The sequence below is a fragment of the Crenobacter cavernae genome, from assembly GCF_003355495.1.
Lineage (GTDB): Bacteria > Pseudomonadota > Gammaproteobacteria > Burkholderiales > Chromobacteriaceae > Crenobacter > Crenobacter cavernae.
This window is the reverse complement of the sequence record NZ_CP031337.1, coordinates 1,185,154-1,211,185: the sequence shown is the minus strand read 5'-3', so window position 1 is coordinate 1,211,185 and position 26,032 is coordinate 1,185,154. Positions and strand designations below refer to the sequence as shown.

General features: G+C 66.3%; 26 protein-coding genes. 8 read left to right on the top strand and 18 right to left on the bottom strand.

What is annotated here, in order from left to right; all coding sequences use genetic code 11:
• A complete protein-coding gene (gene hutI, locus DWG20_RS05920; protein ID WP_115432944.1) occupies positions 1–1,245 on the bottom strand; it encodes an imidazolonepropionase in 1,245 nt (414 codons plus the stop codon).
• Between the two features lie 383 nt (positions 1,246–1,628).
• Positions 1,629–2,336, bottom strand: a complete 708-nt coding sequence (hutC, locus tag DWG20_RS05915) for a histidine utilization transcriptional repressor HutC (RefSeq protein WP_115432943.1) — start codon at positions 2,334–2,336, stop codon at positions 1,629–1,631.
• Between the two features lie 211 nt (positions 2,337–2,547).
• Here hutC and ggt point away from each other — a divergent pair, with 211 nt between their 5' ends.
• Complete coding sequence (ggt, locus tag DWG20_RS05910; protein WP_115432942.1) at positions 2,548–4,308, top strand: gamma-glutamyltransferase; 1,761 nt, start codon at positions 2,548–2,550, stop codon at positions 4,306–4,308.
• A gap of 105 nt (positions 4,309–4,413) precedes the next feature.
• On the opposite strand, the gene DWG20_RS05905 is transcribed toward ggt, so the two are convergent.
• Complete coding sequence (locus DWG20_RS05905; protein ID WP_115432941.1) at positions 4,414–5,418, bottom strand: sulfate ABC transporter substrate-binding protein; 1,005 nt, start codon at positions 5,416–5,418, stop codon at positions 4,414–4,416.
• A 207-nt stretch (positions 5,419–5,625) separates the two neighbouring features.
• On the opposite strand from DWG20_RS05905, the gene DWG20_RS05900 reads away from it, so the two are divergent.
• Positions 5,626–6,192: an RBBP9/YdeN family alpha/beta hydrolase gene (locus tag DWG20_RS05900; RefSeq protein WP_115432940.1), complete on the top strand. Its 567-nt coding sequence runs from the start codon at positions 5,626–5,628 to the stop codon at positions 6,190–6,192.
• A 111-nt stretch (positions 6,193–6,303) separates the two neighbouring features.
• Entirely contained in the window at positions 6,304–6,870 is a 567-nt protein-coding gene (locus DWG20_RS05895) for a CpXC domain-containing protein (RefSeq protein WP_115432939.1), read from the top strand.
• A gap of 77 nt (positions 6,871–6,947) precedes the next feature.
• Here the strand turns inward: DWG20_RS05895 and DWG20_RS05890 are convergent, their stop codons facing one another.
• Complete coding sequence (locus DWG20_RS05890; protein WP_115432938.1) at positions 6,948–7,673, bottom strand: 16S rRNA (uracil(1498)-N(3))-methyltransferase; 726 nt, start codon at positions 7,671–7,673, stop codon at positions 6,948–6,950.
• A 124-nt stretch (positions 7,674–7,797) separates the two neighbouring features.
• On the opposite strand from DWG20_RS05890, the gene DWG20_RS05885 reads away from it, so the two are divergent.
• The gene (locus DWG20_RS05885; RefSeq protein WP_115432937.1) at positions 7,798–8,589 is read left to right on the top strand and encodes an inositol monophosphatase family protein; all 792 of its coding nucleotides are present in this window, start codon (positions 7,798–7,800) and stop codon (positions 8,587–8,589) included.
• 25 nt (positions 8,590–8,614) lie between these two features.
• Positions 8,615–9,016, top strand: a complete 402-nt coding sequence (locus DWG20_RS05880; protein ID WP_115434742.1) for a YkvA family protein — start codon at positions 8,615–8,617, stop codon at positions 9,014–9,016.
• Between the two features lie 80 nt (positions 9,017–9,096).
• On the opposite strand, the gene rarD is transcribed toward DWG20_RS05880, so the two are convergent.
• The 11 genes from rarD to DWG20_RS05825 form a co-directional block, all read right to left on the bottom strand.
• Positions 9,097–10,023, bottom strand: a complete 927-nt coding sequence (gene rarD, locus DWG20_RS05875; RefSeq protein WP_115432936.1) for an EamA family transporter RarD — start codon at positions 10,021–10,023, stop codon at positions 9,097–9,099.
• 147 nt (positions 10,024–10,170) lie between these two features.
• On the bottom strand, positions 10,171–10,497 hold the full coding sequence (locus tag DWG20_RS16390; RefSeq protein ID WP_245944809.1) for a sodium:calcium antiporter: 327 nt from the start codon (positions 10,495–10,497) through the stop codon (positions 10,171–10,173).
• Entirely contained in the window at positions 10,473–10,718 is a 246-nt protein-coding gene (locus tag DWG20_RS16385; protein ID WP_245944782.1) for a hypothetical protein, read from the bottom strand. Before DWG20_RS16385 ends, DWG20_RS16390 begins: the two co-directional genes overlap by 25 nt.
• Positions 10,719–11,241: 523 nt before the next feature.
• Positions 11,242–12,873: a methyl-accepting chemotaxis protein gene (locus DWG20_RS05860; protein ID WP_115432934.1), complete on the bottom strand. Its 1,632-nt coding sequence runs from the start codon at positions 12,871–12,873 to the stop codon at positions 11,242–11,244.
• Positions 12,874–13,018: 145 nt separating this feature from the next.
• Positions 13,019–13,441, bottom strand: a complete 423-nt coding sequence (locus tag DWG20_RS05855) for a universal stress protein (RefSeq protein ID WP_245944781.1) — start codon at positions 13,439–13,441, stop codon at positions 13,019–13,021.
• A 21-nt stretch (positions 13,442–13,462) separates the two neighbouring features.
• Entirely contained in the window at positions 13,463–14,200 is a 738-nt protein-coding gene (locus DWG20_RS05850; protein WP_115432932.1) for a TerC family protein, read from the bottom strand.
• Positions 14,201–14,312: 112 nt separating this feature from the next.
• A complete protein-coding gene (locus tag DWG20_RS05845; RefSeq protein ID WP_115432931.1) occupies positions 14,313–15,818 on the bottom strand; it encodes a tripartite tricarboxylate transporter permease in 1,506 nt (501 codons plus the stop codon).
• Positions 15,819–16,328: a tripartite tricarboxylate transporter TctB family protein gene (locus DWG20_RS05840; protein ID WP_115432930.1), complete on the bottom strand. Its 510-nt coding sequence runs from the start codon at positions 16,326–16,328 to the stop codon at positions 15,819–15,821.
• A 2-nt stretch (positions 16,329–16,330) separates the two neighbouring features.
• On the bottom strand, positions 16,331–17,281 hold the full coding sequence (locus DWG20_RS05835; RefSeq protein ID WP_115432929.1) for a Bug family tripartite tricarboxylate transporter substrate binding protein: 951 nt from the start codon (positions 17,279–17,281) through the stop codon (positions 16,331–16,333).
• A gap of 339 nt (positions 17,282–17,620) precedes the next feature.
• Positions 17,621–18,721, bottom strand: a complete 1,101-nt coding sequence (locus DWG20_RS05830) for a porin (protein WP_115432928.1) — start codon at positions 18,719–18,721, stop codon at positions 17,621–17,623.
• Positions 18,722–18,936: 215 nt separating this feature from the next.
• Positions 18,937–20,031, bottom strand: a complete 1,095-nt coding sequence (locus DWG20_RS05825) for an ABC transporter substrate-binding protein (RefSeq protein ID WP_115432927.1) — start codon at positions 20,029–20,031, stop codon at positions 18,937–18,939.
• 212 nt (positions 20,032–20,243) lie between these two features.
• On the opposite strand from DWG20_RS05825, the gene DWG20_RS05820 reads away from it, so the two are divergent.
• Complete coding sequence (locus DWG20_RS05820; protein WP_115432926.1) at positions 20,244–20,909, top strand: response regulator; 666 nt, start codon at positions 20,244–20,246, stop codon at positions 20,907–20,909.
• Positions 20,906–22,339, top strand: a complete 1,434-nt coding sequence (locus DWG20_RS05815) for a sensor histidine kinase (protein ID WP_115432925.1) — start codon at positions 20,906–20,908, stop codon at positions 22,337–22,339. Before DWG20_RS05820 ends, DWG20_RS05815 begins: the two co-directional genes overlap by 4 nt.
• 149 nt (positions 22,340–22,488) lie before the next feature.
• On the opposite strand, the gene pyrI is transcribed toward DWG20_RS05815, so the two are convergent.
• From pyrI to DWG20_RS05800, 3 genes are all read right to left on the bottom strand, one after another.
• Entirely contained in the window at positions 22,489–22,947 is a 459-nt protein-coding gene (gene pyrI / locus DWG20_RS05810) for an aspartate carbamoyltransferase regulatory subunit (RefSeq protein WP_115432924.1), read from the bottom strand.
• Positions 22,948–22,959: 12 nt separating this feature from the next.
• The gene (gene pyrB / locus DWG20_RS05805) at positions 22,960–23,880 is read right to left on the bottom strand and encodes an aspartate carbamoyltransferase (protein WP_115432923.1); all 921 of its coding nucleotides are present in this window, start codon (positions 23,878–23,880) and stop codon (positions 22,960–22,962) included.
• A gap of 152 nt (positions 23,881–24,032) precedes the next feature.
• Complete coding sequence (locus tag DWG20_RS05800; protein WP_115432922.1) at positions 24,033–24,971, bottom strand: LysR substrate-binding domain-containing protein; 939 nt, start codon at positions 24,969–24,971, stop codon at positions 24,033–24,035.
• A gap of 135 nt (positions 24,972–25,106) precedes the next feature.
• On the opposite strand from DWG20_RS05800, the gene DWG20_RS05795 reads away from it, so the two are divergent.
• Positions 25,107–25,976 carry a DMT family transporter gene (locus DWG20_RS05795; protein WP_115432921.1) on the top strand — a complete coding sequence of 290 codons (870 nt, stop codon included), beginning with the start codon at positions 25,107–25,109 and terminating at the stop codon, positions 25,974–25,976.
• The last annotated feature ends 56 nt before the right edge of the window (positions 25,977–26,032 follow it).

Below are 26,032 nucleotides of genomic sequence, written 5' to 3'. Positions count from 1 at the left end.
TCAATGCTCGATGTGTTGCGCCACGCCGCGGAATACGCGCAGCGCCAGCGGGTTGGTGCCGAGCGCGTAGGCGAGCTCGGCCGGATGGTCGACGTCCCAGACGAGGAAATCGGCGACATAACCTGCACACAGCCGGCCGTGCGTGTCGCCGCGACCGAGCGCGCGCGCCGCGTGGCGGGTGACGCCGGCGAGCGCCTCCTCGGGGGTCAGGTTGAACAGCACGCACGCCTGGTTCATCGCCAATCTGATGCTGGCGAACGGGCTGGTGCCGGGGTTGAGATCGGTCGCGACCGCCATCGGCACCCCGGCCTGGCGCAACGCGTCTATAGGCGGCTTGCGCGTCTCGCCGAGGAAGTAGAAGGCGCCGGGCAGCAGCACCGCGACGGTGCCGGCCTCGGCCAGCGCCGCGACGCCGGCGTCGTCCAGGTATTCGACATGGTCGGCCGACAGGCCGCCGAACTCGGCGACCAGCGCCGCGCCGTGCTGGTTCGACAGCTGCTCGACATGGCCCTTCACCCTGAGGCCGTGCGCGCGCGCCGCCTCGAACACGCGGCGCGTCTGCTCAATAGAAAAACCGACGCTCTCGCAGAACACGTCTGCCGCCTCGGCCAACCCTTGCCCGGCCGCCGCCGGCAGGATGGTGTCGATCACGTAATCGATGTAGTCGTCGGCGCGGCCGGCGTATTCGGGCGGCACCGCGTGCGCGGCGAGCAAGGTCGGCGCGACCTCTATAGGCAACGCGTGCGCCAGCCGGTGCGCGGCGCGTAGCTGCTTCAGTTCGTCGTCGAGCGACAGGCCGTAGCCCGACTTCACCTCGATACAGGTCACGCCCTCGCGCACCAGCGCCTTCAGCCGCGGCAGCGCCGCGTCGACCAGTTGCTGTTCGGTCAGTGCGCGCGTCGCGCGCACCGTCGACGCGATGCCGCCGCCGGCCGCGGCGATCTGTTGATAAGTCGCGCCCCGCTGGCGCATTTCCCACTCTTCGGCGCGGCTGCCGCCGTATACCAGGTGGGTGTGGCAGTCGACGAAGCCGGGCGTCACCCAGCGGCCGTTAAGGTCGACCACCTTGCCGTCGAACCCGGCGACATCGACACCGGCCTCGGGCAGCACGGCGACGATGCGGCCGTCCTCGACGACCAGCGCGTGGCGCTCGAGCGCGCCGTAGGGCGCGTCGATATCGGGGTCGAGGGTGGCGAGGCGCGCGTTGCGCCACAGGCTGCGGTCGGTGTCGGGGGTCGGGGTCATGGCTGCCTCCTCAATATGTATATACATTCAAGCAGAACACGGACGTGCGTCAAGGCGTGACGGTGTCGCGGCGCAAGGGGATTACCCTTGCAGCAAGGCGATTATCGGCTATCCATATTGTGTATAAGCCTGCCTGAGGCCGGCCCGGCGTGGGGTTCAGTGCCTCATAAATTGTATATACATTTGTTGCGCGCAAGCGACAACCCGGCCGTGGCGGCGACAGCCGAGGCGGCAGTTCGGGCCGGCAAGGCGCGCGAAGGCGAGGTCAGGCCGGTGGACGGCGGGGTCGGGAAGGAAAGGTGGACGCGCCCCGCGCGTCGATGCCGGACGCGCGGGGCCGATGCGGGAGGCGGTAGCCGTAAGAGAAAAGGTTGGCCGAGGCCTCAGCGCACGTGGGTCTGCGAGCGCAGCTTGTAGCGGCTGCCCGGGTGCCACAGCCGCGCGAAGCTGACCAGATGCGGCCCCGACCAGGTGCGCCGGTGCACCAGGATGCAAGGCTCGGCGGCGGCGATGTCGAGCGCGGCCTGCTCGGCCGGTCCGGCCAGCACCGCCTCGACGGTGTGCTCGATGTCGGTCAGCGGGCACGCTTCCATCAGGTACTGGTTGGGGGTGATGCGGGTGAAGTCCTGCGCCAGGTAGTCGGGCGCCCACGCGAGGTTCACGTAGCGGTCCTCGAGCTGGATCGGCACGCCGTTCTCGAAGTGCACGATCAGCGTGTGGCCGACCGCGTCGCCGAGCCGTACGCCGAGCGGCACCGCGACCGCGTCGCTGGCCGGCACGCGACCGATGGCCAGCACCTCGGCGCTGTGCGTGTGGCCGCGCGCGCGGATTTCCTCGGCGATGTTGTTGATGTCGAGCAAGGGCGACACCGCCTTGGCCTCGGCGACGAAGGTGCCGCTGCCGGCGATGCGGTTGACGAGGCCGGCCTCGGCCAGGTCGCGGATCGCCTTGTTCACCGTCATGCGCGACACGCCGAAGGACGCGGCGAGGTCGAGCTCGGACGGGATGCGGCTGCCCGGCGGGAAGCGGCCGTCGCGGATGCCGTCGACGATGGAGTCCTTGATCTGCTGGTAGCGCGGGGTAGCGGTCACGGTCGGCGGGGCGGGAGGGACGATGCCCCGATGGTAGCCGATTCGCGTCGGCGACGGCAGCTTAGAGCCTGATCGCAGAATACGTCGAATGATTATGTAATAAACGCTTTTTTGGCTTAAAAATAATTCATTAGCGAGTCTTCAGACTCGCCGTCAGGCCGCATCGGACGGTCTGACGCTTCGGCTACGTCGTTAGAACAAGGAGCCCTGCATGCCACCCATCGTTTCCCGCCGCCCTTTCTCGCTGAACGCGTTGACCCTGAGCTTCGCCCTGGCGCTGAACCCGACGCTCTCGCTGGCCGAGGCACCGGTCGCCGCCCCGGTCGTCAAATACGACTACGATCAGGATATTTTCCACCCGGTCTATGCCAAGAACGGCATGGTGGCGGCCGAGCAGGAGCTGGCCACCCGCATCGGCGTGGAGATGCTCAAGCGCGGCGGCAACGCCGTGGATGCCGCGGTGGCGGTCGGCTTTGCGCTGGCGGTGGTGCTGCCCAACGCCGGCAACCTCGGCGGCGGCGGCTTCATGATGCTGCACGACGCCAAGACCGGCCAGGACGTCGCGCTGGACTTCCGGGAGATCGCCCCGGCCAAGGCCTCGCGCGACATGTATCTGGACGACAAGGGCAATGTGGCCGAAGGCCGTTCGCTCTATACCCATCTCGCCGTCGGCGTGCCGGGCACGGTGGCCGGCATGGAGCATGCGCTCAAGCGCTGGGGCACGATGAAGCTGGCCGACGTGATCGCGCCGGCGATCAAGCTGGCCGAACAGGGCGTCGTCGTCAGCCCGACTCTGGCGCAGATGATGGACGTGGAGAAGGACAACCTCGGCAGGTGGGACAGCACCCGCGCGGTGTTCTTCAAGGATGGCCGCCCGCTGAAAGCGGGTGAACGGCTGGTGCAGAAGGACCTGGCCAGGTCGCTGCGGCTGATCGCCCGGCACGGCGCCAAGGTGTTCTACCAGGGCGAGATCGGCGACAAGATCGTCGCCGAGATGGCGCGGCACGGCGGCCTGATCGGCAAGGACGACCTGAAGAACTATAAGATCGCCGAGCGCGCGCCGGTGAGCGGCGAGTATCGCGGCTACAAGGTCGTGTCGATGCCGCCGCCGAGCTCGGGCGGCGTCCACATCATCCAGATCCTCAACATGCTGGAGCGCTACCCGCTGTCCCAATACGGTTTGAACAGCGCGCAAACCATCCACTACCTGGCCGAGGCTATGAAGCTGGCCTACGCCGACCGCGCCGAGTATCTGGGCGATCCGGGCTTCGTCAAGGTGCCGGTCAGGGGGCTGACCTCGAAGAAATACGCCGACGAGCTGGCGCAGAAGATCGACCCGGTCAAGGTGCTGCCGGCGGCGGCGATCAAGCCGGGCAAGCCGCAGCCGTACGAAAGCGACCAGACCACGCACTATTCCATCGTCGACGGCAAGGGCAACGCGGTGGCCGTCACCTACACGCTCAACCTCAACTTCGGCAGCGGCATCGTGGCCCGTGGCACCGGCATCCTGCTCAACGACGAGATGGACGACTTCTCCGCCAAGCCGGGCGTGCCCAATGCTTACGGCCTGATCGGCGGCGAGGCCAACGCCATCCAGCCGGGCAAGCGGCCGCTGTCGTCGATGTCGCCGACGCTGGTGCTGAAGAACGGCAAGCCGTGGCTGGTGACGGGCAGCCCGGGCGGCGCGCGCATCATCACCACCACGCTGCAGACCATCGTCAACGCCGTCGACTTCGGCATGAACGCGGCCGAAGCGGCGTCCACGCCGCGCGTGCATCACCAGTGGCTGCCGGACGAGCTGCGCGTGGAAAAGGGCCTGAGCCCGGATACGCTGCAGATCCTGAAGAAGCAGGGCTACCAGGTGGCGGAGAAGCCGACCATGGGCCGTACCCAGACCATCCAGGTGCGTGACGACGGCCTGTACGGCTATTCCGATCCGCGCAACCCGGACGGTGCCACCGCCGGTTTCTGAGCGGCGACTCGGCCTGGACTGCCGGATTCGCCTGCAACAAAAACGTTGGCCGAGCCCCCGCAAGGGAGCTCGGCCAACGTTGTGATCCAGCTTGGGAACCGGCGCTTACTTGCCGTTCGCCGCCTGGATCTGGTCGAACACGCCGCCGTCGATGAAGTGCTTGGTCTGGGCGACGCGCCAGTTGCCGAACACCTGCTTGATGGTGAACAGGTTCACCTTCGGGAACTGCTTCGCGTACTTGGCGGCGACCTTAGGGTCACGCGGACGGTAGTAGTTCTGCGCGGCGATCTCCTGCGCCTTCGGCGTGTACAGGTACTTCAGGTAGGCTTCGGCCACCTTGCGGGTGCCGTGCTTGTCGACGTTCTTGTCGATCACCGCGACCGACGGCTCGGCCAGGATCGAGACCGACGGCGCGACGATATCGAACTGGTCCGGGCCCAGCTCCTTGACCGCCAGCACCGCCTCGTTTTCCCACGACAGGAGCACGTCACCGATGCCGCGCTTGGTGAAGGTCAGCGTCGCGCCGCGCGCGCCGGTATCGAGCACCGGCACGTGCTTGAACAGCTGCGCCACGAAGGCGCGTGCCCTAGCCTCATCGCCGTTGTTCTTCTTCAGCGCGTAGCCCCACGCCGCCAGGTAGTTCCAGCGCGCGCCGCCCGAGGTCTTTGGATTCGGCGTGATCACCTGAACGCCCGGCTTCACCAGGTCGCCCCAGTCGCGGATAGCCTTCGGGTTGCCCTTGCGCACCAGGAACACGATGGTCGACGTGTACGGCGCGCTGTTGTTCGGCAGGCGCGCTTCCCATTTCTTCGGCAACAGGCCGTGGTCGGCCAGCGCGTCGATGTCGTAGCCGAGCGCCAGCGTCGCGACGTCGGCCTCCAGCCCGTCGATGATCGAACGCGCCTGCTTGCCCGAGCCGCCGTGCGACTGCTTGAAGCTCACCTCTTCGCCGGTCTGCTTTTTCCAGTCGGCGGCGAAGGCCTTGTTCACGTCCTGATACAGTTCACGCGTCGGGTCGTATGACACGTTGGTCAGCGTGGCGGCTTCTACGCCGGTGGCGAACAGGGCGGCGATCGCCACCCACGAGAGACGTTTCAGCGGTGCGTTCATGACGGGGCTCCAGAGCGTTCGGGTTTGAATGGGAGCCAGTCTAAACGCACGCCGAATAGCGCTCAAAAGAATAAAAAATAATTCTCTAATAACAAAAGCCACACTCGCCAATAGGCCTTATAGATCTTAAAAAATCTATTTTTATTCTTTTAGAACCTATCAGACATCGCTAAGCTTGCGGGGTCGTCATCGCACCAGGAGCGCGCCATGAGCTTGCGCCGTCCCCCCTTCCCGGTCGTCGTCCAGCCCGGCTGGAAAAACTCCGGTCCGGAGCACTGGCAGAGCCATTGGCAGGCCGCGCTGTCCGCCACGCGCGTCGAGAACCGCGACTGGCACGCGCCGCAGCTCGACGACTGGCTGTGCGGCCTCGACACCGCGCTCGATGCGGCCGGCGAGCCGGCGCTGGTGATCGCGCACAGCCTCGGCTGCATCGCGCTCGCCCACTACGCGCGCCGTCACCCGCACCGCGTCGCCGCCGCCATCATCGTCGCGCCGGCCGACGTCGAACGCGCGGCGGTGCCGCCCGAGATCGCCGGCTTCGGCCCGATCCCGCGCGAAGCGCTGCCCTTCCCATCGCTCTTGATCGCCAGCGACGACGACCCCTACTGCCGCGCCGACTGCGCGCAAAGCTTGGCCGAGCTATGGGGCAGCGAGCTCGTCTGGCTGCAAGGCGCCGGCCATATCAACCCGGACTCCGGCTACGGGCCGTGGCCGGACGGGCTGGCGCGGGTCGACGACTGGCTCGCCGGCCGCCACCGCCGCATCGCCGCCTGAACGCCGGACGCAAAACGGGGCGCCCCCCGTACCGCCCTTAACCATCGCGGCACCGCCGCCGCGACGGCGGACGCTATAATGGCGGCTCGTCACCTCTAGAGCCGCGCCCGCATGACCCGAAACGACCGCCTCTCCCGCCTGCTGCCGCAGCGCTTCGCCAACGGCACGCAGATCCGCCGCTTCGCCAAACCCTGCCCGCGCTGCAGCCAGACGGTCGAGGCGCGCGACATGGAAGGGAAGATGCTGATGCTCGACCAGAAGCTGTTCCTCGCCGCGCACGCCGCCTGCCCGCACTGCGGCCACCGTTTCGGCGTCGCGTGCGCGATCACCGCCGACAAGCGCGTGCACCGCGTGCGGCTGCCGATGTGGCTGTACAAGCTGTGGATGAAGAGCAACGCGCGCCGCGGCGTGACCCTCGTCCCGCCCGAGCCCGAATGGCAGACCGGCGAAGAGCCCGCCGCGCCGGTGGTCGCCTCGATCGCCGACGCCGAGCTGAGCTTCGCCGACGCCATCGTCGGCCGCTTCCAGGGCGAGGCCATCCCCGAGGCGTGCGAATGGCAAGGCCAGCGCTATTCCTTCGAGCGCGTCGCGCAGCCGGGCCTGCCGCTGCAGTGCGCCGACAACGAGATCCTGGTGCGCAGCCACTTCGTCTACGCGCTGTCGGCCGAGCCGGCCTGATATCCACAAGAAGAACGCCGCCGCTTGCAGAAACACGCAAGCGGCGGCGTTTTTTATCGGGCGAGGCGGAAGCCCGCTCAGGCGAAGTCGCCCCACAAGGTCTGCAGCGCCGCCACTGCGGCGAGCGCGGCGGTCTCGGTGCGCAGGATGCGCTCGCCGAGCTTCAGCGGCTGCCAGCCGGCCGCCATCGCGGCGGCTTCCTCCTTCGCCGTCAGCCCGCCTTCCGGCCCGGCCAACAGCCACGCGCGGCTAGGCGCCTCGGCCAAGGTCGACAGCTTCTGCGTGCCCAACGGCGACAGCATCAGACGAGCCGCGTCGGGCGGCGCCTGCTTGAGCCATTCGTCGTAAGTGATCAGCGGCCTCACCTCGGGGATGCGGTTGCGGCCCGACTGCTCGCACGCCGAGACGACGATGTCCTGCCAGCGCGCGACGCGCTTGTCGGCGCGATCGCCCGACAGCCGCACCACCGAACGCTCGGACAGCACCGGCTGGAAGAACGACACGCCGAGCTCGACGCCCTTCTGCAGCGTGAAATCCATCTTCTCGCCGCTCGACACCGCCTGCACCAGACCGATCGTCAGCCTGGATTCGCGCTCGAGCGCCCGATGTTGGCCGAGCGTCACCGTCGCGCGGCGTTTTTCCAGCGACGACAGCGTCGCGGCGACCTCGCCGCCGCGGCCGTCGAACAGCGTCAGCGCGTCGCCCTCCTTCAGTCGCAATACCTGCACGTGGCGCAGTACCGGTTCGGGCAATTCGAAAGGCGCGCCGGGCACGAGCGCGGCGTCGACAAAAAAGCGTGGCATCGTCAGTATTGAATCTCGGGGGCAATGACGTTATTTTGCGGTGTTTACCCTTCGTGTAACAACCGCTCTGCACGCTGCGGGCCACCCGCCCGCTCGGCCGCAACGACAGACAAGGAGATTGGGGATGCAGGTGGTCGACCAGGTGATCCGCGTGGTGCGCGAAGTCGCCCAGACCGAAGTGATGCCGCGCTTCTTGCGCGTCGGCAAGAACCGCAAGGACGACGGCAGCCTGTTCACCGAGGCCGACCTCGCCAGCCAGGCGGCGTTGACCCGGCTGCTGCCGACGGTGCTGCCGCACCCGGTGCTCGGCGAGGAGATGACGCCTGAAGAACAGCAGGCGCTGTGGGACGCGAACCGCGACGGCTTGTGGGTGGTCGACCCGATCGACGGCACGACCAACTTCGTCAACGGCCTGCCCTACTTCGCGATCTCGGTCGCGCTGATCGTCGAAGGCCGCGGCGTGGTCGGCGTCGTCTACAACCCGGCCACCGACGAGATGTTCTACGCCGAGCGCGGCCACGGCGCGCACCTGAACGGCATCGCGCTGCCGCTGAAGAAGGCGCCCAACCCGATGGGCGACGCGATCGCCGCGGTCGACCTCAAATACCTGCGCTCGGGCAAGCTCGCGAGCCGGCTGCTGTCGGTCGCGCCGTTCTCGAGCCAGCGCAATATGGGCGCGTCGACGCTGGACTGGTGCTACCTCGCCGCCGGCCGCTACGACCTGTACGTGCACGGCGGGCAGAAGCTGTGGGACTACGCCGCCGGCGCGGTCATCCTCGAGGAAGCCGGCGGCGGCCTCGCCTGCCTGAACGAGGACGACTTCTGGGCGGGGCCGATCTGGCAGCGCTCGGTGCTCGCGGCGCAGGACAAGGACCTGTTCGAGCAGTGGCGGCGCTGGGTGCGCAACAACCAATAGGGGCATGCACTCGTTGCCATTGCGAATGCTCGAAGACCTCAAACAATGTGCGCGTAGCCTGAAGGCGGAAACCTTTGCCTTATATCTTGCTGCGCGTCATCCGGAAACTTCGTGGTACGCGAAACTGCTGGTCGCCGCCATTGTGGCCTATGCGTTCAGCCCCATCGATCTCATCCCGGATTTCGTGCCGGTTCTGGGCTATCTCGACGACCTTGTCCTGATCCCGATCGGCATTGCCGTGGCCATCCGGATGGTTCCACCCCTGGTTTGGGCCGAGTGCCGGGAACAAGCGCGGGAAGCCATGTTCAATGGCAAACCCGTAAGCCGTGCTGCGGCAACAGTCATTATTCTCATCTGGGTCGCGTTGGCGGCACTGTGCGCCGTGTGGGCCTATCAGGCGTTCTTGCCTACGCGCGGCCTCCGATAAGCAGCCCAGCCGATATGTAGATACAGGATGGAAAAGCTCGGCCAACCTTGAAGGTTGGCCGAGCTTTTTTATTCAGCGGGTCAAGCCGCCTTGCCCGTCAGCCTCGCCTGCCCGCGCTTGTAGTCGCGCCAGCCGGCGACGCTGTACAAGGCCAGCGCGCACCAGATCATCGCGAAACCAGCCAGCCGCTCGGCGCCGAGCGGTTCGTGGTACAGCCACACGCCGAGTAGGAACTGCAAGGTCGGCGACAGGTACTGGATCACGCCGAGCGTCGCGAGCTTCAGCCGCCGCGCGGCGCCGGCGAAGAACAAGAGCGGCACGGTGGTGACGAAACCGGCGCCGACCAGCAGCACGGTCACGAGAGGATCGCTGTGCAAGATCCCCGCTTCGCCGCGCTTTGCGAGCCAGCCAAGGCCGATCAGCGCCCATGGCATCAACAGGAAGGTCTCCAGCGCCAGGCCCTCGAGCGACGCGAGCTTGGCCGTCTTTCTCAACAAGCCGTACAGCGCGAAGCTGACCGCGAGCAAGAGCGCGATCCACGGCACCTGCCCGACGCCGAACGACAGCCACGCGACGCCGGCGGCGGCCAGCGCGATCGCCGCCTTCTGCACCCTCGTCAGCCGCTCGTTGAGGAACAGCGCGCCGAGGACGACGTTCATCAGCGGGTTGATGTAGTAGCCGAGGCTCGCCTCGACCACATGGTCGTGGTTGACCGCCCAGATATAGGTCAGCCAGTTGGCCGACAGGCATAGCGACGACGCGGTGAAGAGCAGCAGCACGCGCGGCTGGGTGAAGGCGCGCAGCACCACGCGGTGCGTGCGCAGGTAGACCAAGAGGCCGGTCAAGAGCAGCGCCGACCAGACGATGCGGTGGAACAGGATCTCGAGCGGCGCGATGCTCGAAAGCGGCTTCCAGTACAGCGGAAACAGCCCCCAGCACAGGTAGGCGCCGAGCGCGAAGCCGACGCCGCGCACTGTTTCTTGGTGATGCGGATGAGCGGAAGACATGGAGGGCACGGCCAGATGATTTACACCGTGACTATACTGGCAGGCCGACAGCCTCGTCGCCTCAGGGCTTTCCCGCGTCGCCCGATGACAAACGCCTGCCGGCACCCGGTCGGGGCGGGCAGGCGCGGGGGACGGCCGAATGCTGGTTCAGGACAGGCCGATGACCAGATAGCTCAGATACAGCGCGCCGCTGACGAACAAATGCCAGACCTTGATGTGGCCGGCCCAGAAGCGCAGCCACGCGGTGGCGATCAGCGTGATGGCGATGCCGGCGAGCACTTCCTTCTGCGGCGCCCAAGGCGTCAGCGCGATGCCGATCGCCGGCAACAGCGTGCCCTGGAACACCATCGCGCCGGTGATGTTGCCGAAGGCGAGCGTGTCCTTGTGTTTGCGGATCCACAGGATGGAGTTGATCTTCTCCGGCAGCTCGGTCGCGATCGGCACGATCATCAGCGACAACAACAGCGCAGAGATGCCGAGCAGCTCAGACGTCGCCTCGACGTGTCCGATGAAGCCGTGCGCGCCGTAGACGACTTGACGCCGCGCTTCTTCAGCGCGAACAGCGCCATCAGGCACACCGACAGCGTCGACAGCATCAGCGGCGCGCCGAGGTGCTCGAGCGCGTTGGTGAACACCTCGGCGGCGACCAGGATCACCAGCAGCATCAGCAGGAGTCCGCCCAGTTCGGAGAGCATCGGTGCGGTTTCCTTATCGTTCACTATCGGGCGGCGCGCAGCCTCTCGCCATGCCGCCTGCCAGCTGTCGAAATCGGGCGACCGATCAGTACATCATTTCGCGCGGGGAAGTGTAGATACCGATGCCCGGCTTCGCACTCCTCAACATAGCTTTTGCCGGTTCTGCCTAATCAGAACGATAGCCAATCCTGATATTCATATTCTTTGAATGGGAAGCGTCCGGCCATGCCATTAAAAAATGGCTCTGTCACTAAAGCATGTTGGCACTAATCCCTGATTAGGCGAAAAGCCCTGCCAGGCTTGGGTTTCCGTTCAGTCAGCGGGACGTCGTTCATCCACATGCAGACGTTGGCCGTCAGCCAGGTGCCCCATAGCAGACGAAACACCGGTCGTTTGAGCGGCGACCAGGCGGGTAACGGAGCCTGAGCCGCCGGTGAGCTTGAAGGGCTGGATGCCATCATGAAAGTCCTCCAACGAGTGAGCGCTCGGCCGATGCCGCCAACCAGCCTGCCTTTGTCGGTTTTCAAGGCTGAGCGCTGCCCGATCGTAGCCGGTAGGCGCCGACCACCTGCTGCATGCGGCGCGAGACCTCCTCCAGCTGCTCGGCCAGCGCGGCGGCCCGGGTCGCGGCGCTGCTGTTCTCCTCGGCCATGCGCGCCACCTTCTCCACCTGCCGCGAGATGGTGGCGGTCGCGTCGCTCTGCTCGCGGATCGCCACGGTGATTTCGCCGACCAGCCGCACGCTGTGGTTGGCCGAATCTGACAGGCTGCCCATAGCCTGCTGCGCCGACCCAGCCCCGGCCACGCCCTCTTCGACCCGGCTCACCGCCTCCTGCATGCGGCTCACCGCGCTTCCAGACACGCTCTGGATAGCGCCGATGATGGCGCCGATCTCCTGGGTCGAGGCGGCGGTGCGCTCGGCCAACTTGCGCACCTCGTCGGCCACCACCGCGAAGCCGCGCCCCGATTCGCCGGCGCGCGCCGCCTCGATGGCGGCGTTCAGCGCCAACAGGTTGGTCTGGTCGGCGACGTCGCGGATCACGCCGATGACCGAGGCGATCTCCTGGCTCTTCGCGTCGAGCTGGCGGATGTCGTGGGCGGCGCTGTCCACCGAGGCGGCGATCGAGTGGATATCGCCGACGGTCCGGCCGATCACCTGTCTGCTGCTCTGGGCCTTGTCGCCGGCTTCGCTGGAAAGCTGGCTGGCCTCCCCGGCGCGTTCGGCGACGTGGTCGATGCTGACCGTCATCTGCTCGACCGAGGCGGCCATCTGCGCCGACGATTCGCTCTGCACACCGGAGCTTTGCGCCACCTGCTGCGAGGCGCCGAGCAGCTCGGCCGACACCTGGCCCACCTCCTCCACCCCCCGGTGCAGCGTGCCAAGGCTGTCCTGCAGCCGCGCGATCAGCTGGTTGAAGGCGGCGAGCGTCTGGCCGATCTCGTCGTCGCCCTTGACCTCGGCGCGGCGCGTGAAGTCGAGAGAGGCTTCGATGGCACCGATGGCGTCCCGAGCGTTGGCCAGCCCGTCGCGGATCTGGCGGTAGATCAGCCGGCCCAGCACGCCGGTCAATAGCAGGATGGCCAGCACCGCGCTACCGACGATGAGGCTGGCCTGCCGCACCGTGCTGTCGGCCTCATCCGCGCGCTGCTTGGCCTGCCGCACGTTGTAGTCGAGCTGCCGGTTGAGCGCGGCCACGGCTTGGTCGCCGAGCAGCTTGAGCCGGCTAAGCTCGGCGTAGGCCTCGTCCTTGCGGTACAGCGCCGACAGCGCCACCGCCTTATCGGCATGGTCCAGATAGCTGTGCAGCGTCGTGGCAGAGTGCTTGAACAGTGCACGGTCCTGCGCAGCGGAAACCTGCCGCTCGTAGTCACCGAGCGCCTTGTCCAGAACCCGGCGTTGTTGCTTGAGCACCCCGTCCAGTTGCTGGATGACGGTCGCATCGGTAGTGAGGACATGGTTGAGGATACTGGTGCGTATCGCCTGCAGTTCGATGATCACGTTGTCGAGCTTGCGAAGGCTGGGGATGGTGCGGTCGTTGAAGGTTTTGAGGTCACCGTGGATTCGGTTCAGCTGGATAAGCGCCAATCCGCCGACGATGGCACTGCCGACGATGGCCACGCCGATCAACATGATCAGCCGATGGGTAATCTTCAATCCTAGGCTCCATTTCGAAACGGGTGCCGGTGCTAACCCGGCCGGCTCAAGCGGGCGAAAAAAAGGCGGCCCGTGCCCTGGCGGCCAAACCGCCGGGAGCTGGGCCGCCAAAGCGGGGTGGAAACGTCTGCTTGTAGACGACCGCTTACCTGACCACCGTTACCGGCACGGCGGACCGTTTGATCACGTCGGCCGCCACCGACCCCAGCAGCAGGTGGCCGACTCCGGAGCGGCCGTGCGACCCGACGACGATCTGGTCGAAACCCATCTCGCCGGCGTAGCGGGCGATGGTCTCGGCGATATGGCCGACCGCGATGTGCGTGGTGCACGGTTGGCCGAGCTGCTGCAGCGCCGCCTGCGCGTCGCGCAGGGCGGCCAGCCCCTCCTCGCGGTAGTAGTCCTCCAGCTGGTCGTGACCGACGAACAGCCGCACATGGCCGGATTCGACCGGAATCTGCACGTTGAGCAGGTGGACGTCGAGATCGCCCAGCTTGGCACGCAGTTGCAGCACGTGCTCGACGGCGCGCAGCGCATGAGCCGAGCCGTCCACCGCGATCAGTACTCGCATGGTCATGACTTCTCCCCTTTGTTAGTTCTTGCCGCCGCGGCGCGTGTCGTCCGCCAGCTCCACCTCGTGCAGCGGCGCCGGCCGGGCGCGCCGCGCCAGCAGCTTGCCCGCCAGCACGACGAACAGCGCACCGGCCGCGGCCGAGACGTAGTGCAGCCAGCCCGGCGCGTCGGCGAGATACGGCTTGACCACCACATCGCCGACCACCATGTCGCCGGCGATCCAGCCCAAGAGCGCGGCCCCCAGCGTGATCACCGCCGGGAAGCGGTCCATCAGCTTGAGCACGAACTGGCTGCCCCAGACGATGATCGGGATGCTGATGACGATGCCGAACACCACCAAGCCCAGATCGCCCTTGGCGGCGCCGGCCACCGCGATGACATTGTCCAGGCTCATCACCGCGTCGGCGACGATGATGGTCTTGATCGCGCCCCACAGGTGGGTGCTGCCCTCGATGTGGCCGTGGCCGTCGTCGTCCTCGGGCTGCAGCAGCTTGATGCCGATCCACAGCAAGAGCAGCGCGCCGATCACCTTCAGCAACGGCAGCGCCAACAGCTGCAGCGCGAAGAAGATCAGCACCACGCGCAGGCCGATCGCGCCGGCCACGCCCCAGAAAATGCCCTTGCGGCGCTGCGCTTCCGGCAGCTTGCGGCAGGCCAGCGCGATCACCACGGCGTTGTCGCCACCGAGCAGGATGTCGATGGCGATGATCTGCGCCACCGCCAGCCAGAAGGCTGGGTCGTACATAAATTCGAGCATCGCTTTATTACCTTGAACAATGAATGAAACCGGCTCTGCGCCGACGTCCTCTGGTTTGCCGATGTTCCGGCGCCCCAGAGCGGCGAGTGTTGGCCGAATTGAGCCCGGGCGTTCATGCCGCCTGCAGCAGCGCCTGACGCCGCTTGAGCAGCGGCGGCACCACCAGGATGGCGACGGTGACGAGCAGGATGGTCAGCGAGATCGGATGGGTGACGAACACCGACAGATCGCCCTGGCTGATCGACATCGCGCGGCGGAAGAACTTCTCCGCCATCGGGCCGACGATCAGCCCGACCACCAGCGGCACGACCGGGAAGTCGAAGCGACGCATCAGAAAGCCCAGCACGCCGATGATATATAGCAGCATCAGGTCGAACCAGCTCTGTCGCAGCGCGTAGGCGCCCATCGTCGCCAGCACCACGATGCCGCCGTACAGCAGCGGACGCGGCACCTTGAGGAACTGCACCCACAGGCCGACCAGCGGCAGGTTCAACACCAGCAGCATCACGTTGCCGATATACAGGCTGGCGATCAGCCCCCACACCAGTTCCGGGTTGGTATCGAACAGCAGCGGGCCGGGCACGATATTGTACTGCTGGAACGCCGACAGCATGATCGCCGCGGTGGCCGAGGTCGGGATACCGAGCGTCAACAGCGGCACCAGCGTACCGGTGACGGCGGCGTTGTTGGCCGCTTCCGGCCCGGCCACGCCTTCGATCGCGCCCTTGCCGAACTGTTTCTTGGTTTCGGCGTCGGCCAGCTTCTTCTCGGCGGAATAAGAGAGGAAGGTCGGCATCTCGGTGCCGCCGGCCGGCAGCGTGCCGAACGGGAAGCCGATCGCGGTGCCGCGCAGCCATGGTTTCCACGAGCGCTTCCAGTCGTCCTTCGACATCCAGAACTTGCCCTTCATGCTTTCCAGGCCGACCTTGACCTTGTTCTCGTAGGTGGCGCTATACAGCGTCTCGCCGACGGCGAACAGGCCCATCGCGACCACCACGATGTCGATGCCGTCGATCAGCGGCAACAGGCCGAAGGTGAAGCGCGGCTGGCCGGATTGCGCCTCGATGCCGATCAGCCCCATCGCCAGCCCCAGCAGCAGGCTGATGAAGCCCCTGAGCGGCGAGTTGCCGAGCACCGCCGAGACCGCCGCGAAGGTCAGCATCATCAGCGCGCAGGTTTCCACCGGGCCCAGCTGTAGCGCAAAACCGGCGATCACCGGCGCCAGCAGCGTCAACAGCACCGTGGCGATGGAACCGGCAAAGAACGAGCCGATCGCCGCGGTAGACAGCGCCGGGCCGGCGCGGCCGATCTTGGCCATCTTGTTGCCTTCCAGCGCCGACACGATGCTGCCCGCCTCGCCCGGCGTGTTGAGCAGGATCGAGGTGGTCGAGCCGCCGAACATCGCGCCGTAGTACACGCCGGCCAGCATGATCAGCGCGCCGGTGGGGTCGACGCTTTGCGTCACCGGCAACAGCAGCGCCACGGTGACCGCCGGGCCGACCCCCGGCAGCACGCCGATGGCGGTGCCCAGCGTGCAGCCCAGCAGCGCCCACAGCAGGTTGGCCGGGGTCAGCGCGGTGGCAAAACCCATTGAGAACAGGGCGTTCAACGATTCCATTTACAGCACCCCCGTGATCAGCGCCGGCAGGTTGAGGCCGAGCGTCTGGAACAGATGGAACAGGCCGAGGGCCAGCAGGAAGGACAGCACCAGGTCGAGCCAGGGACGGCGGGTTTCCAGGCCGCGGCAGATGCCGAAGCACAGCAGCGTGCCGGCCAGCGTGAAGCCGATGATCCCGATCAATGCCATGTGGCACAGCAGGCTGCCGCTGACGATGGCGAACATGCGCCAGTCTGCGTCGTGGCTGGCCGCATCCTCTGCCGCCAGTTCGTCGCTGTCGTTGGCGCCTTCCTCGATGATGGTGTCCGGGCCGTGACGGTGGCGACGCTGCAGCAGCAGCGCGCCCCCGGCGACGACCAGACCGGTTACCACCAGCGACGGGAAGAAGCGCGGCCCGACGCCGGCATAGCCGGCATCGACGGAGATATCGCCGATCTGCCAGGCCATAACCAGGCCGATCACGATGAGGCCGATGGCGAGCCACTGCTCGCCCGAGACGCGCCGGATCATGCTCAGTGACCCAGCTTCAGTTTCTTGACGGTGGCGCCGGTGCGCTTGCGCTCGGCGTCGAGGAAGGTCTTGAAGCTGTCGCCGGTCTGCAGCATGGCCATCCACTCCAGCTTCTCGGCCTTGGCCTTCCAGGACGGCGACTTGACGGCGGCGTCCACCATCTTGATCAGCTGGCCGCGCTGCGCCGGGGTGATGCCCGGCGCGCCGAACACGCCGCGCCAGTTGTATACCACCACGTCCACGCCCTGCTCCTTCAGCGTCGGCACCGGGATGTCGGGCTGCTTCTTGTCGGCCGACAGCGCCAGCGCACGCACCTTGCCGGCCTTGATCAGGTCGGCCAGTTCGCCGTAGCCGCTGATGTAGGCGGCGATCTGGTTGCCGAGGATGGCGGCCTTGCCCTCGCCGCCGCCGGCAAACGGGATGTAGTTGAGCTTGTCCGGGTCGACGCCGACCTTCTCGGACATCTGCGCGGCCATGATGTGATCGATGCTGCCCGACGAGCCGCCGCCGATGCTGATCGCGCCCGGGTTGGCCTTGTAGGCGGCCATCAGGTCTTTCAGGCTCTTATAGGGAGAAGAGGCAGGCACCACGAGCACATTGAACTCGCCCATCAGGCGCGCCACCGGCGTGACCATGCCGAAGTTGACCGGGGACTTGTTGGTTTCCAGCGCGCCGACGGTCACGGCACCGGCCACCAGCAGCGCGTTGGGGTTGCCCTTTTCGTTGTTGACGAACTGCGCCATGCCGATGGCGCCGCCCGCGCCAGCCTTGTTCTCTACCACCACACTCTTGGTCTGGCCGCTGGCCTGCAATGCCTCGCCCAGCGTGCGCGCCACGGTGTCGAAGCCACCGCCCGGATTGGCCGGAGCCATGATCTTGAACTGGCCTTCGGCCTGGGCAGCCAGCGGGGACAGGGCAATCAGGCAGCTGATGAGCAGACGAGATAGTTTCATGACGGTTTCTCCTAGGTACATGTAGTTATGACAACAAGGGCAAAGGCTTCGGCCAACCTTGGCCTCCCCTGCCCTCAGCCCCGCGATGGAAGGCGCCGACGCGCTGTCGACCGGATGAAACGGTCGGCCAGCAGCGCAGGCCCTCCGGTGGGAGCTGGTTCGGCGGAGTATAAGAAGACAAGCTTTCAACTAGCTTTCAGGCGCATAACAGCAGGCTCCGGCGATTCAGCTGCCCAGTGACCTGCCCCGAATTAGTCAGCATGACGGTCAAGGTGACCGAGCCCCAAAAAAAAAGGCGCCAGAAGGCGCCCCAAAGCATGACTGACTGGGAGTGTCAGCTTAAAACACGGTTTTCAGGCCGATGCCGAAAGCCTGCGGGCTATTGCCCAGGTCCAGCTTGGCGCTGGCAGTGCCGATCCCGCTGCTGTAGATCGGGTTGAGGCCAAAATTCACGTTCTGCGCCTTGTTGTTGGTGATTTTGGTGCCGTACACATACGCCTGGGTACGCTTGGTGAACGCATAGCTGGCGCCCAGCACCCACTGCTTGGCCTTGTAGTCATCCGGATTGGCCACGCCGCTCAGCTTGCCCAATTGGCCGTAGGAGCCCTTCAGCGTCAACGCGCCGGTGACAGGTTGCGCCACCGCCACCAGCCAGTCGTTCTGATTGGTGTCGCTCATCCCATTGATCTCGTTGGTGACGCGTTCGAAACCGGCTCCGATCAGCGTGTCGGTGGCGGGAATGATATAGCCGGCGGCCACTTTATAGCCCTTGGTGGCGCGCGCTTTGCCGGCGGCCGTGGAGATCGGGCTGCCGGTATAGTCGTAGCCGACGGTGGCTTTCAGGCCGGCGTTGCTGTACAGCGCGGCCACGTCCCAACGGTTCTTGCCCGCGTCGGCGGTTTCGTCCCATTGGTAGCTGGCGCCGGCCTGCAAGCCGGCTAGCACCGGCGAGGTGTAGTGAACGCTGTTCTTCATGCGCGCTTCCAGCCGGCTGAAGATTTGCGTGCTGCCGTGGTTATCGGCCGACAAGCCGGAGAATACGTTCAAGCCCACATCGGTCAGATTCTTGTAGGCGCTGTCGTTGTTGCCGAGCAGCAGCGAGCCCCAGCTACTGCTCTGCAGGCCGATGAAGGTGTTGCGGGTAGCCAGCGTGGCGCTGGCGCCGGAATCGTTGGTGCCGCCCTGCTCGAAGTTGCGCAGGCTGCTCTCGATCTGCCACACGGTTTTCAAACCGTTGCCTAGATCTTCATTCCCCTTGAAGCCGATACGGGAACTGTTGTCCACCACACGGGTGGTGGTTTTGTATTCGGCGCCGCCGCTGCCGGTCGCCTTGGCCGACTCCACACCGGCGCTCAGAAAGCCGTAGATCGTGACATCGGCCTGGGCGATGGCCGGCAGAGCCAGCGCTACGGCGAGGGTCAGTTTCTTGTAGTTCCGCATGTTTTCTCTTTCTCCTTGGTCTGTGCGGGCAAAGCTCCGCTATGGCGCAGGCCCAGGACAGGCCCGCGCTTATTCTTGTATTTGGATGGGATTGGGGATCTCTGGCGTGAGGCTTAAGCGGACTCCCGTGAAGTTTCAGCGTGCACGCGCCCCTCTCCCCCCGAAGCGGGGAAGATACGGATGGGCGAGAGGAGAATTAACTCAGAGGAAAGGGCTTACTTCTTCACCGCCTGCTGCCAGCTGCGCATGAAGTCGAGGCGCTTGGCTTGGTCCAGGTACACCAACAGGCCGGAGCCAACCTGGATCGGCCTGGCGGCGGCGCCCAACTGCTTGGTCAGGCCGGCCATCGAGGTTTCGCCCACCACGTCGGCGCGGATCGAGAACAGGTCGGACTGGTTGGCCAGGATGGTCTGGCCGCGTTTGGACAGCAGGTAGTCCACCCACAGCCGCGCGCCGTTCGGGTTCTTGGCTTTCTTCGAGATCAGCGCCAGACGACTCACCACCTGCGTGTAGTCCTTCGGATAGACGTAGCCGATGGACGGGTCTTGCTTGGCCTTGGCGAACGCGTACGAGCCGAGGATGTTGTAGCCGATCAGGCTCTCGCCCGACGAGATGCGCTCCATCATCGCGCCGGTGGAGCTTTGCAGCTTGACGCCGCTGGCGCCCATAGCCTTGACCAGCGTCCAGATCGCCGGGCCGCTGACGCGGAAGTCCTGGGTCAGGTAGTTGAAGCCCACGCCCGATTTTTCGATGTCGTAGGTGGTGACCTTGCCGGCGAACTTGCCCGGCTTGCTCCGCAGCAGCTTCACCAGCTCGGCGCGGGTCTGCGGCACTTCCTGCGGGGAAAGCAGGCGCTTGTTGTAGACGATGGCCAGCGGCTCGTAGGTGGTGCCGTAAGCCTGTTTCTGATACTGGGCCCAGCCCGGAATGTTCTTGGTTTCCGGCGACACGTAGGAGGCGGCGAAGCCGTCGTTGACGAACTTCACCTGCAGGTCCATCGCCGAGCTCCACAGCACGTCGGCGCTGGTGCTGCCGGCGGCGTTCTCGCCGATGAAGCGCTTGTACAGCTCGGTGCTGTTCATGTCGTTGTATTCGACTTTCACGCCAGGATAGAGCGCTTCGAAGTCCTTGATCAGCGGCTTGACCAGCGCGGTGTCGGTGGTCGAGTAGACGATGAACTTACCTTCCTTCTTGGCGCCGTCGATGATCGACTGGTAGCTGGCCGGGTAGCCGGCCGGCACTGCGGCGAGGACGGTGCCGGCGGAGCCGCACAGAGCGGCAGTCAGGGCAAGCATCTTGCACTGTTTCATTTCTCTCTCCCCTTGCAGCTTGGGCTGTTGTTATCGGCACGAACCTATATTGGCCCGTTGTGACGGCTATGTTAGGAGCAACAAGCTTTCAAATTGCTTTCAGGCATGCAAATGATTCCGCTTTGGCATACAGGGCGTTCATTCCCAATGGCTCCCGCTGCCAGAGGCATGGTATTAGAGTGAATCTTTCAACCCAGTTTCGAAGATAGCCGATGCGCATCCTGTTGGTCGAAGACAACCTCCCGCTGGCCGAATCGCTGGCCAAAGCCTTATCCCAAGCCGGTTTCAGCGTGGACAGCATGCACAACGGCATGGATGCCGACCACGTGCTGCGCACCCAGGACTACGCCTTGGTGATCCTGGACCTGGCGCTGCCGAAACTGGACGGCTGGGAAGTGCTGAAGCGGCTGCGCGCGCGCCGCCAGCAGGTGCCGGTGCTGATCCTGACCGCGCACGGCTCGGTGGAAGACCGGGTGAAAGGGTTGAACCTGGGCGCCGACGACTACCTGGCCAAGCCGTTCGACCTGGCCGAACTCGAAGCGCGCGTGCGCGCCTTGATCCGGCGCAGCCACGGCCGCGACAGCGCGCAACTGGAGTGCGGGCCGCTCGGCTACGACAGCGTGGGCCGCGTGTTCACGCTGCGCGGCGAGGCGTTGAGCCTGACCCCGCGCGAACACGCGGTGCTGGAGGTGCTGATGCTGATGAGCGGCAAGGCGGTGAGCAAGGAAGCGCTGCTCGAAAAGATCTTCGGCCTCGACGAAGTGAGCAGCGCCGACGCGATCGAAATCTACGTGCACCGGCTGCGCAAGAAACTGGCCGATTCCGGCGTGGTCATCGTCACGCTGCGCGGCCTGGGTTATCTACTGGAAGCCAAGTGAGCGAGCGCAAACGGACCCGCAGCCTGCGCCTGCATTTAGCGCTATGGCTGCTGCTACCGCTCTTGGGGCTGCTGGCGCTGGACGCCTGGCTCACCTACAAGCGCGCACGGGACGCCGCCAACACCGCGTTCGACCGGATGCTGTTCACGTCGGCGCGCGCGATCGCCGAGGGGGTGTCGGCGCACGAAGGCAAGACCGATGTGGACATCCCCTACTTCGCGCTGGAAATGTTCGAGACTAATGCCGAAGGGCGGGTGTTCTACCGCGTCAGCGAGGAAAACGGCCGCCCGCTCACCGGCTACCCCGACCTGCCGCTGCCGCGCTTTACCTCCAAGCACGACTTCAAGCCGGTGTACACCGACATCGAATACCGAGGCGAAACGCTGCGCATGGTCATACTGCGCCTGGCGGTGCGCGACCTCTACACCATGCGCGACTCTATCGTGTGGGTGCAGGTGGCGGAAACGCCGGAATCGCGGCGCGAACTGGCCAAGGGCATCCTGCTGGGCGCGCTGAGGCAAGAGGCGTTGCTGGTGCTGCTGGTGCTGATCATCGTGCGGGTAGCGCTGGGCCGGGGGCTGCGCCCATTGCGGCGGCTGTCGGAACGGGTAGCGGCGCGCGAGGAGGACGACCTGACGCCGTTGGAAGCCGGCGAGCTGCAATCCGAGCTCAAACCCCTGGTGGACGCGCTCAACCTGTACATCGCGCGCATCCAGCGCATGCTGGCGGCGCGCCGCCGCTTCTTTGCCGACGCCGCGCACCAGCTCAAGACGCCGCTGGCGGTGATGCAGGCGCAGGCGGAGCTGGCGCTGCGCGAGCCGGAAATCGGAGCGGTACACGACGGTGTGCGCCAGATCCTCGGCACGCTGCACCAGACCTCGCACGGCGTGCAGCAATTGCTGTCGCACTCGCGGCTGGAGCCGGACAGCGGCCTTGTGGCGGAACTCAAGCCGGTGGACCTGGTGGCGCTGGCGCGCGACGCCGCGCTCGAATGGGCGCCGGTGGCACGCCGAAACGGCATCGACCTCGGCTTCGAGCAAGAGGGCGAAGTGACCGTGGAAGGTCAGCCCGGCCTGCTGCTGGAGATGATCGGCAACCTGATCGACAACGCGATCCGCTATGCCGCTGCCGGCGCAAACGACAAGTTGCGCCACGTGACGGTACGGGTGGAAGCCGGCCCGGCGCCGCGGCTGGTGGTGATAGACAACGGCCCCGGCATCCCGGCCGCCGAGCGCGGCAAGGTGTTCCTGCGCTTTTACCGGGTGGCCGGCACCCAGGCCGACGGCACCGGGCTGGGCCTGCCCATCGTGCGCGAGATAGCCCGCTTGCATAACGCCGACGTCGAGCTGGACGACACGCCGGGCGGCGGGCTGACGGTGAGCGTGGTGTTTCCGGCGGCGGAAGACAAACGATCGATCGCAGGGGCTTGAGCTGCTTAAGGAAAGGGCACCACGGTTGCCCGTGGTGCCCTTATCTTGTGCTGTCTGTGCAGCGCTTCTTTACAGTTTCTCCGTAAACCTGTGCGTGGCGTCTTGAATCCGGTCTTCGCGCCGGCTCAGCCACGCGCGAAAATGGAATCTCATTCCACGGCCGTAACAATATCCTTACTGAAGCCCTTTTCGCAATACTTGCACTTCAGTTTGACGTCATTTCCTTGAGGAGTGACGTAAAAGAAACTATCGACCGGCTCGACATGCGAGATGCAGTTCGAGTTCGGGCACGCGAAGATGCCCTCGATCGTCGCCGGCATCGCCAGCTTGTGCTTCTTCGCCACTTCCGAATCGCGGATCACGTTGACCGTGGCGCGCGGCGCGAACAGCGCGAGCTCGTTCGCCTGCGCCTCGGTCAGTTCGACGTTCTCGACCTTGATCAGGTCCTTGACGCCCATGTGGCGCGACGTCAGGTTGAAGCCGACGTTCACGCGTTCGCCGAGCTCGGCCAACTTGAACAGGCGCAGGATCCTGAGGCCCTGCCCGGCCGGGATGTGGTCGATCACGGTGCCGTTTTTCAGGCCTTCGACGGTGCGGGTGAGGGTCATGTCGCTCTCCTGTCAGACGGTTTCGTTCAGCACCAGCGACAACAGCGCCTGGCGCGCGAACACGCCGTTCTTGGCCTGTTCGAAGTAGTAGGCATGGCCGCTCGCGTCGACCGCCGTCTCGATCTCGTCGACGCGCGGCAGCGGGTGCAGGATCTTCATGTTGTCGCGCGCGCCGCGGAGCATGTCCTCGCGCAGCACGAAGCGGCCCTGGATCTTCTGGTAGTCGGCCTCGTCGAAGCGCTCCTTCTGCACGCGCGTCATATAGAGGATGTCGATCTCGGGCAGCACCTCCTCGATCGTCTCGGCCAGCGTGTAGCTGATGCCGCGCGAATCGAGCGTCTCGCAGATGTAGTCGGGCATCGCCAGCGCCTCGGGGCCGACGAAGTAGAAGCGGCAGCCGAACAGCGACAGCGCCTGCGCGAGCGAATGCACGGTGCGGCCGTACTTGAGGTCGCCGACGAAGGCGAGCGTCAGCCCTTCGAGCGTGCCCTGCGTCTCGCGGATGGTGAACAGGTCGAGCAGCGTCTGAGACGGGTGCTGGTTGGCGCCGTCTCCGCCGTTGATCACCGGCACCTCGGAGAATTCGCTCGCCAGCCGCGCCGCGCCTTCCTTGTGGTGACGCATCACGATCGCGTCGGCGTACGACGAGATGATGCGGATCGAGTCGGACAGCGTCTCGCCCTTCTTGGTCGACGTGTTGCTCGCGTTGTCGAAGCCGATCACGCGGCCGCCCAGACGCTGGATCGCGGTCTCGAACGACAGCCGGGTGCGCGTCGACGGCTCGAAGAAGCAGCTGGCGATCAGCCTGCCCTTGAGCAGGTCGTCGCGCGGTTGCGCCTTCAGGCGCGCGGCGGTGTCGACGATCAGTTCGAGCTCGGCGCGGGTGAAGTCCGGGATGGACAGGATGTGCTTGCGAAACAGCGGGTTGGCCATGTCTTAGACGTCCTCAAACAGAAAGCGGCGCCGGGTGCGAAAGCGCCCACGCGCGGGGGTAAACCGTGCGTGGGCGTTGCCGGACGAATCGGGGGCCATTGTAAACCCAAGCCCCCCCTGTTCCAAACGGTTTGTCGCGGCGCAAGCTGTCGTCATCGCCCGGTCGGCAAGCGCAGCACGCCCGGCTCGCGCCCCGCCTCCTCGCGCAGCCACGCGCACACCGCCGCGACCGCCGGACGTTGCTCGGCGCCGGGGCGCGTCAACAGGTGGTAGCGGTAGGGTCCGCGCACCGACAGGCCGTCGAACAGCGCCGTCAAGAGCCCGGCGCGCACCGCGTCGCCGAGCGTCGCATGGCTGGCGATCGCGACGCCCTGGCCGGCCATCGCCGCCTCGAGCGTCAGATAAGTATGCGAGAACAGGTGGCCGGCGAGCCTTCTGGGCGGCGTCACGCCGACCGCGCGCAGCCAGCGCGGCCAGTCGATCTGCGCCGGGATCTCGGGGACGATCTCGTCGTGCAGCAAGGGCACGCGCCGCTCTACGAGCTCCGCCGGGTGGCGCAGCGGGGGCCGGCCGGCGAGGAAGGCACGGCTGGCGACCGCGACGAAGTCCTCGTCGATCAGCACCTCGGCCGACAGCCCCGGGTAGACGCCGGGGCCGAGGCGGATCGCGACGTCGGCCTCGCCGCGCGCGAGGTCGACCGGCTGCACGCCGGCCAGCACGCGCACCTCTACCTCGGGGTGGCGCTCGGCCAACGTCGTCAGCCGCGGCATCAGCCAGCGGCTGACGAACGAGGGAATAGCCGTGACGGTGACGACTCGGTCGTCGTGGCGGCTCTTGAGCGCGCGGGTGGCGGTCTCGAGCTGGCCGAACAGTTCGCCGATAGCGAGCGCGTAGTCGCGGCCGGCGGCGGTAGGCTGCACGCCGCGCGCGTGGCGCTCGAACAGGCGCACGTCGAGCCAGGCCTCGAGCTGTTTCACCTGGTGCGCGACGGCGTTCGGCGTCAGCGCGAGTTCATCGGCCGCGCGGGCAAAGCCGCCGGTGCGGACCGCGGCTTCGAACGCGCGCAGGCTGGATAAGGGAGGCAGGCGCATGAGGCTCAATCCTTTTGAGTCAATGCAGCAAAATTACCAGTTTGTGCGCACCGCGTCACCGGCTCTAGGCTTGGTTCATCTCGCGGCGCTGCGCGACACGCGCAGACGCAGCTCAATCTCGCCTCGGAGTCCATCATGTCCTTCATGGGAAGTCTGCTGGTGGCCGGTTCGGCCGCCGGTTTCGGCAGCATGGCGCTGTTCGCGCACTACGCCTACGCCGACGGCGTGAACCCCGGCACGCTGACCTTCCTGCGCTTTCTGATCGGCGCGGGGCTGTTGGGAATCTGGGTACTGGCGCGCGGCATCGCGCTGCCGCGCGGCCGCGTGCTCGCCGCGTACGCGCTCATGGGCGGCGGGCTCTACTGCGTCGCCGCGTGGTGCTACTTCGCCGCGCTGCAGTACGCGAGCAGCGGCGGCGTCGCGCTGATGCTCTACACGTATCCGCTGTTCGTCGCCGGCATCGCCGCAGCCACCGGCAACGAGCGCTTCGGCCGGCGCGAGCGGCTGGCGATGGGCCTGGCGGCTATAGGCCTCGCGCTGGCGCTCGGCGGCGGCGGGCTCGGCCAACCTTTGGGGCTGGCGCTCGGCGTGCTGGCCGGCCTCCTCTACGCGGTGTATCTCGTGGCCGGCAACCGGCTCGGCGGGAGCTGCGACCCGTTCGCCGCCGCCTTCGTCGTGCTCGCGTCGGCGGCGACGTCGAACGGCCTGATGCTCGCGTCAGGCGGCGGCTTCGCGCTGCCGCAGAGCGAACAGGGCTGGCTGGCGGTGGTCGGCATCGGCTTCTTCTCGTCGGCCTTGGCGCTGGTCGCGCTGTTCGCCGGCATGCGGCGCCTCGGCGCAACGCGCTCGGCGGTGCTGTCTACGGTAGAGCCGCTGATCACGATCGCGCTCGGCTGCGTGTTCCTCGGCGAGGCGTGGTCGGCTCTGCAGTGGCTCGGCTCGCTCTCCATCGTCGCGGCGGCGCTGGCGATCACGCTGCCGGGGAAAACTCCGCAGGCCGCCTGAGCCGGTCGCTCGACAAAAAAAACGGACGGGGAAACCCGTCCGTTTTTCATGCTACG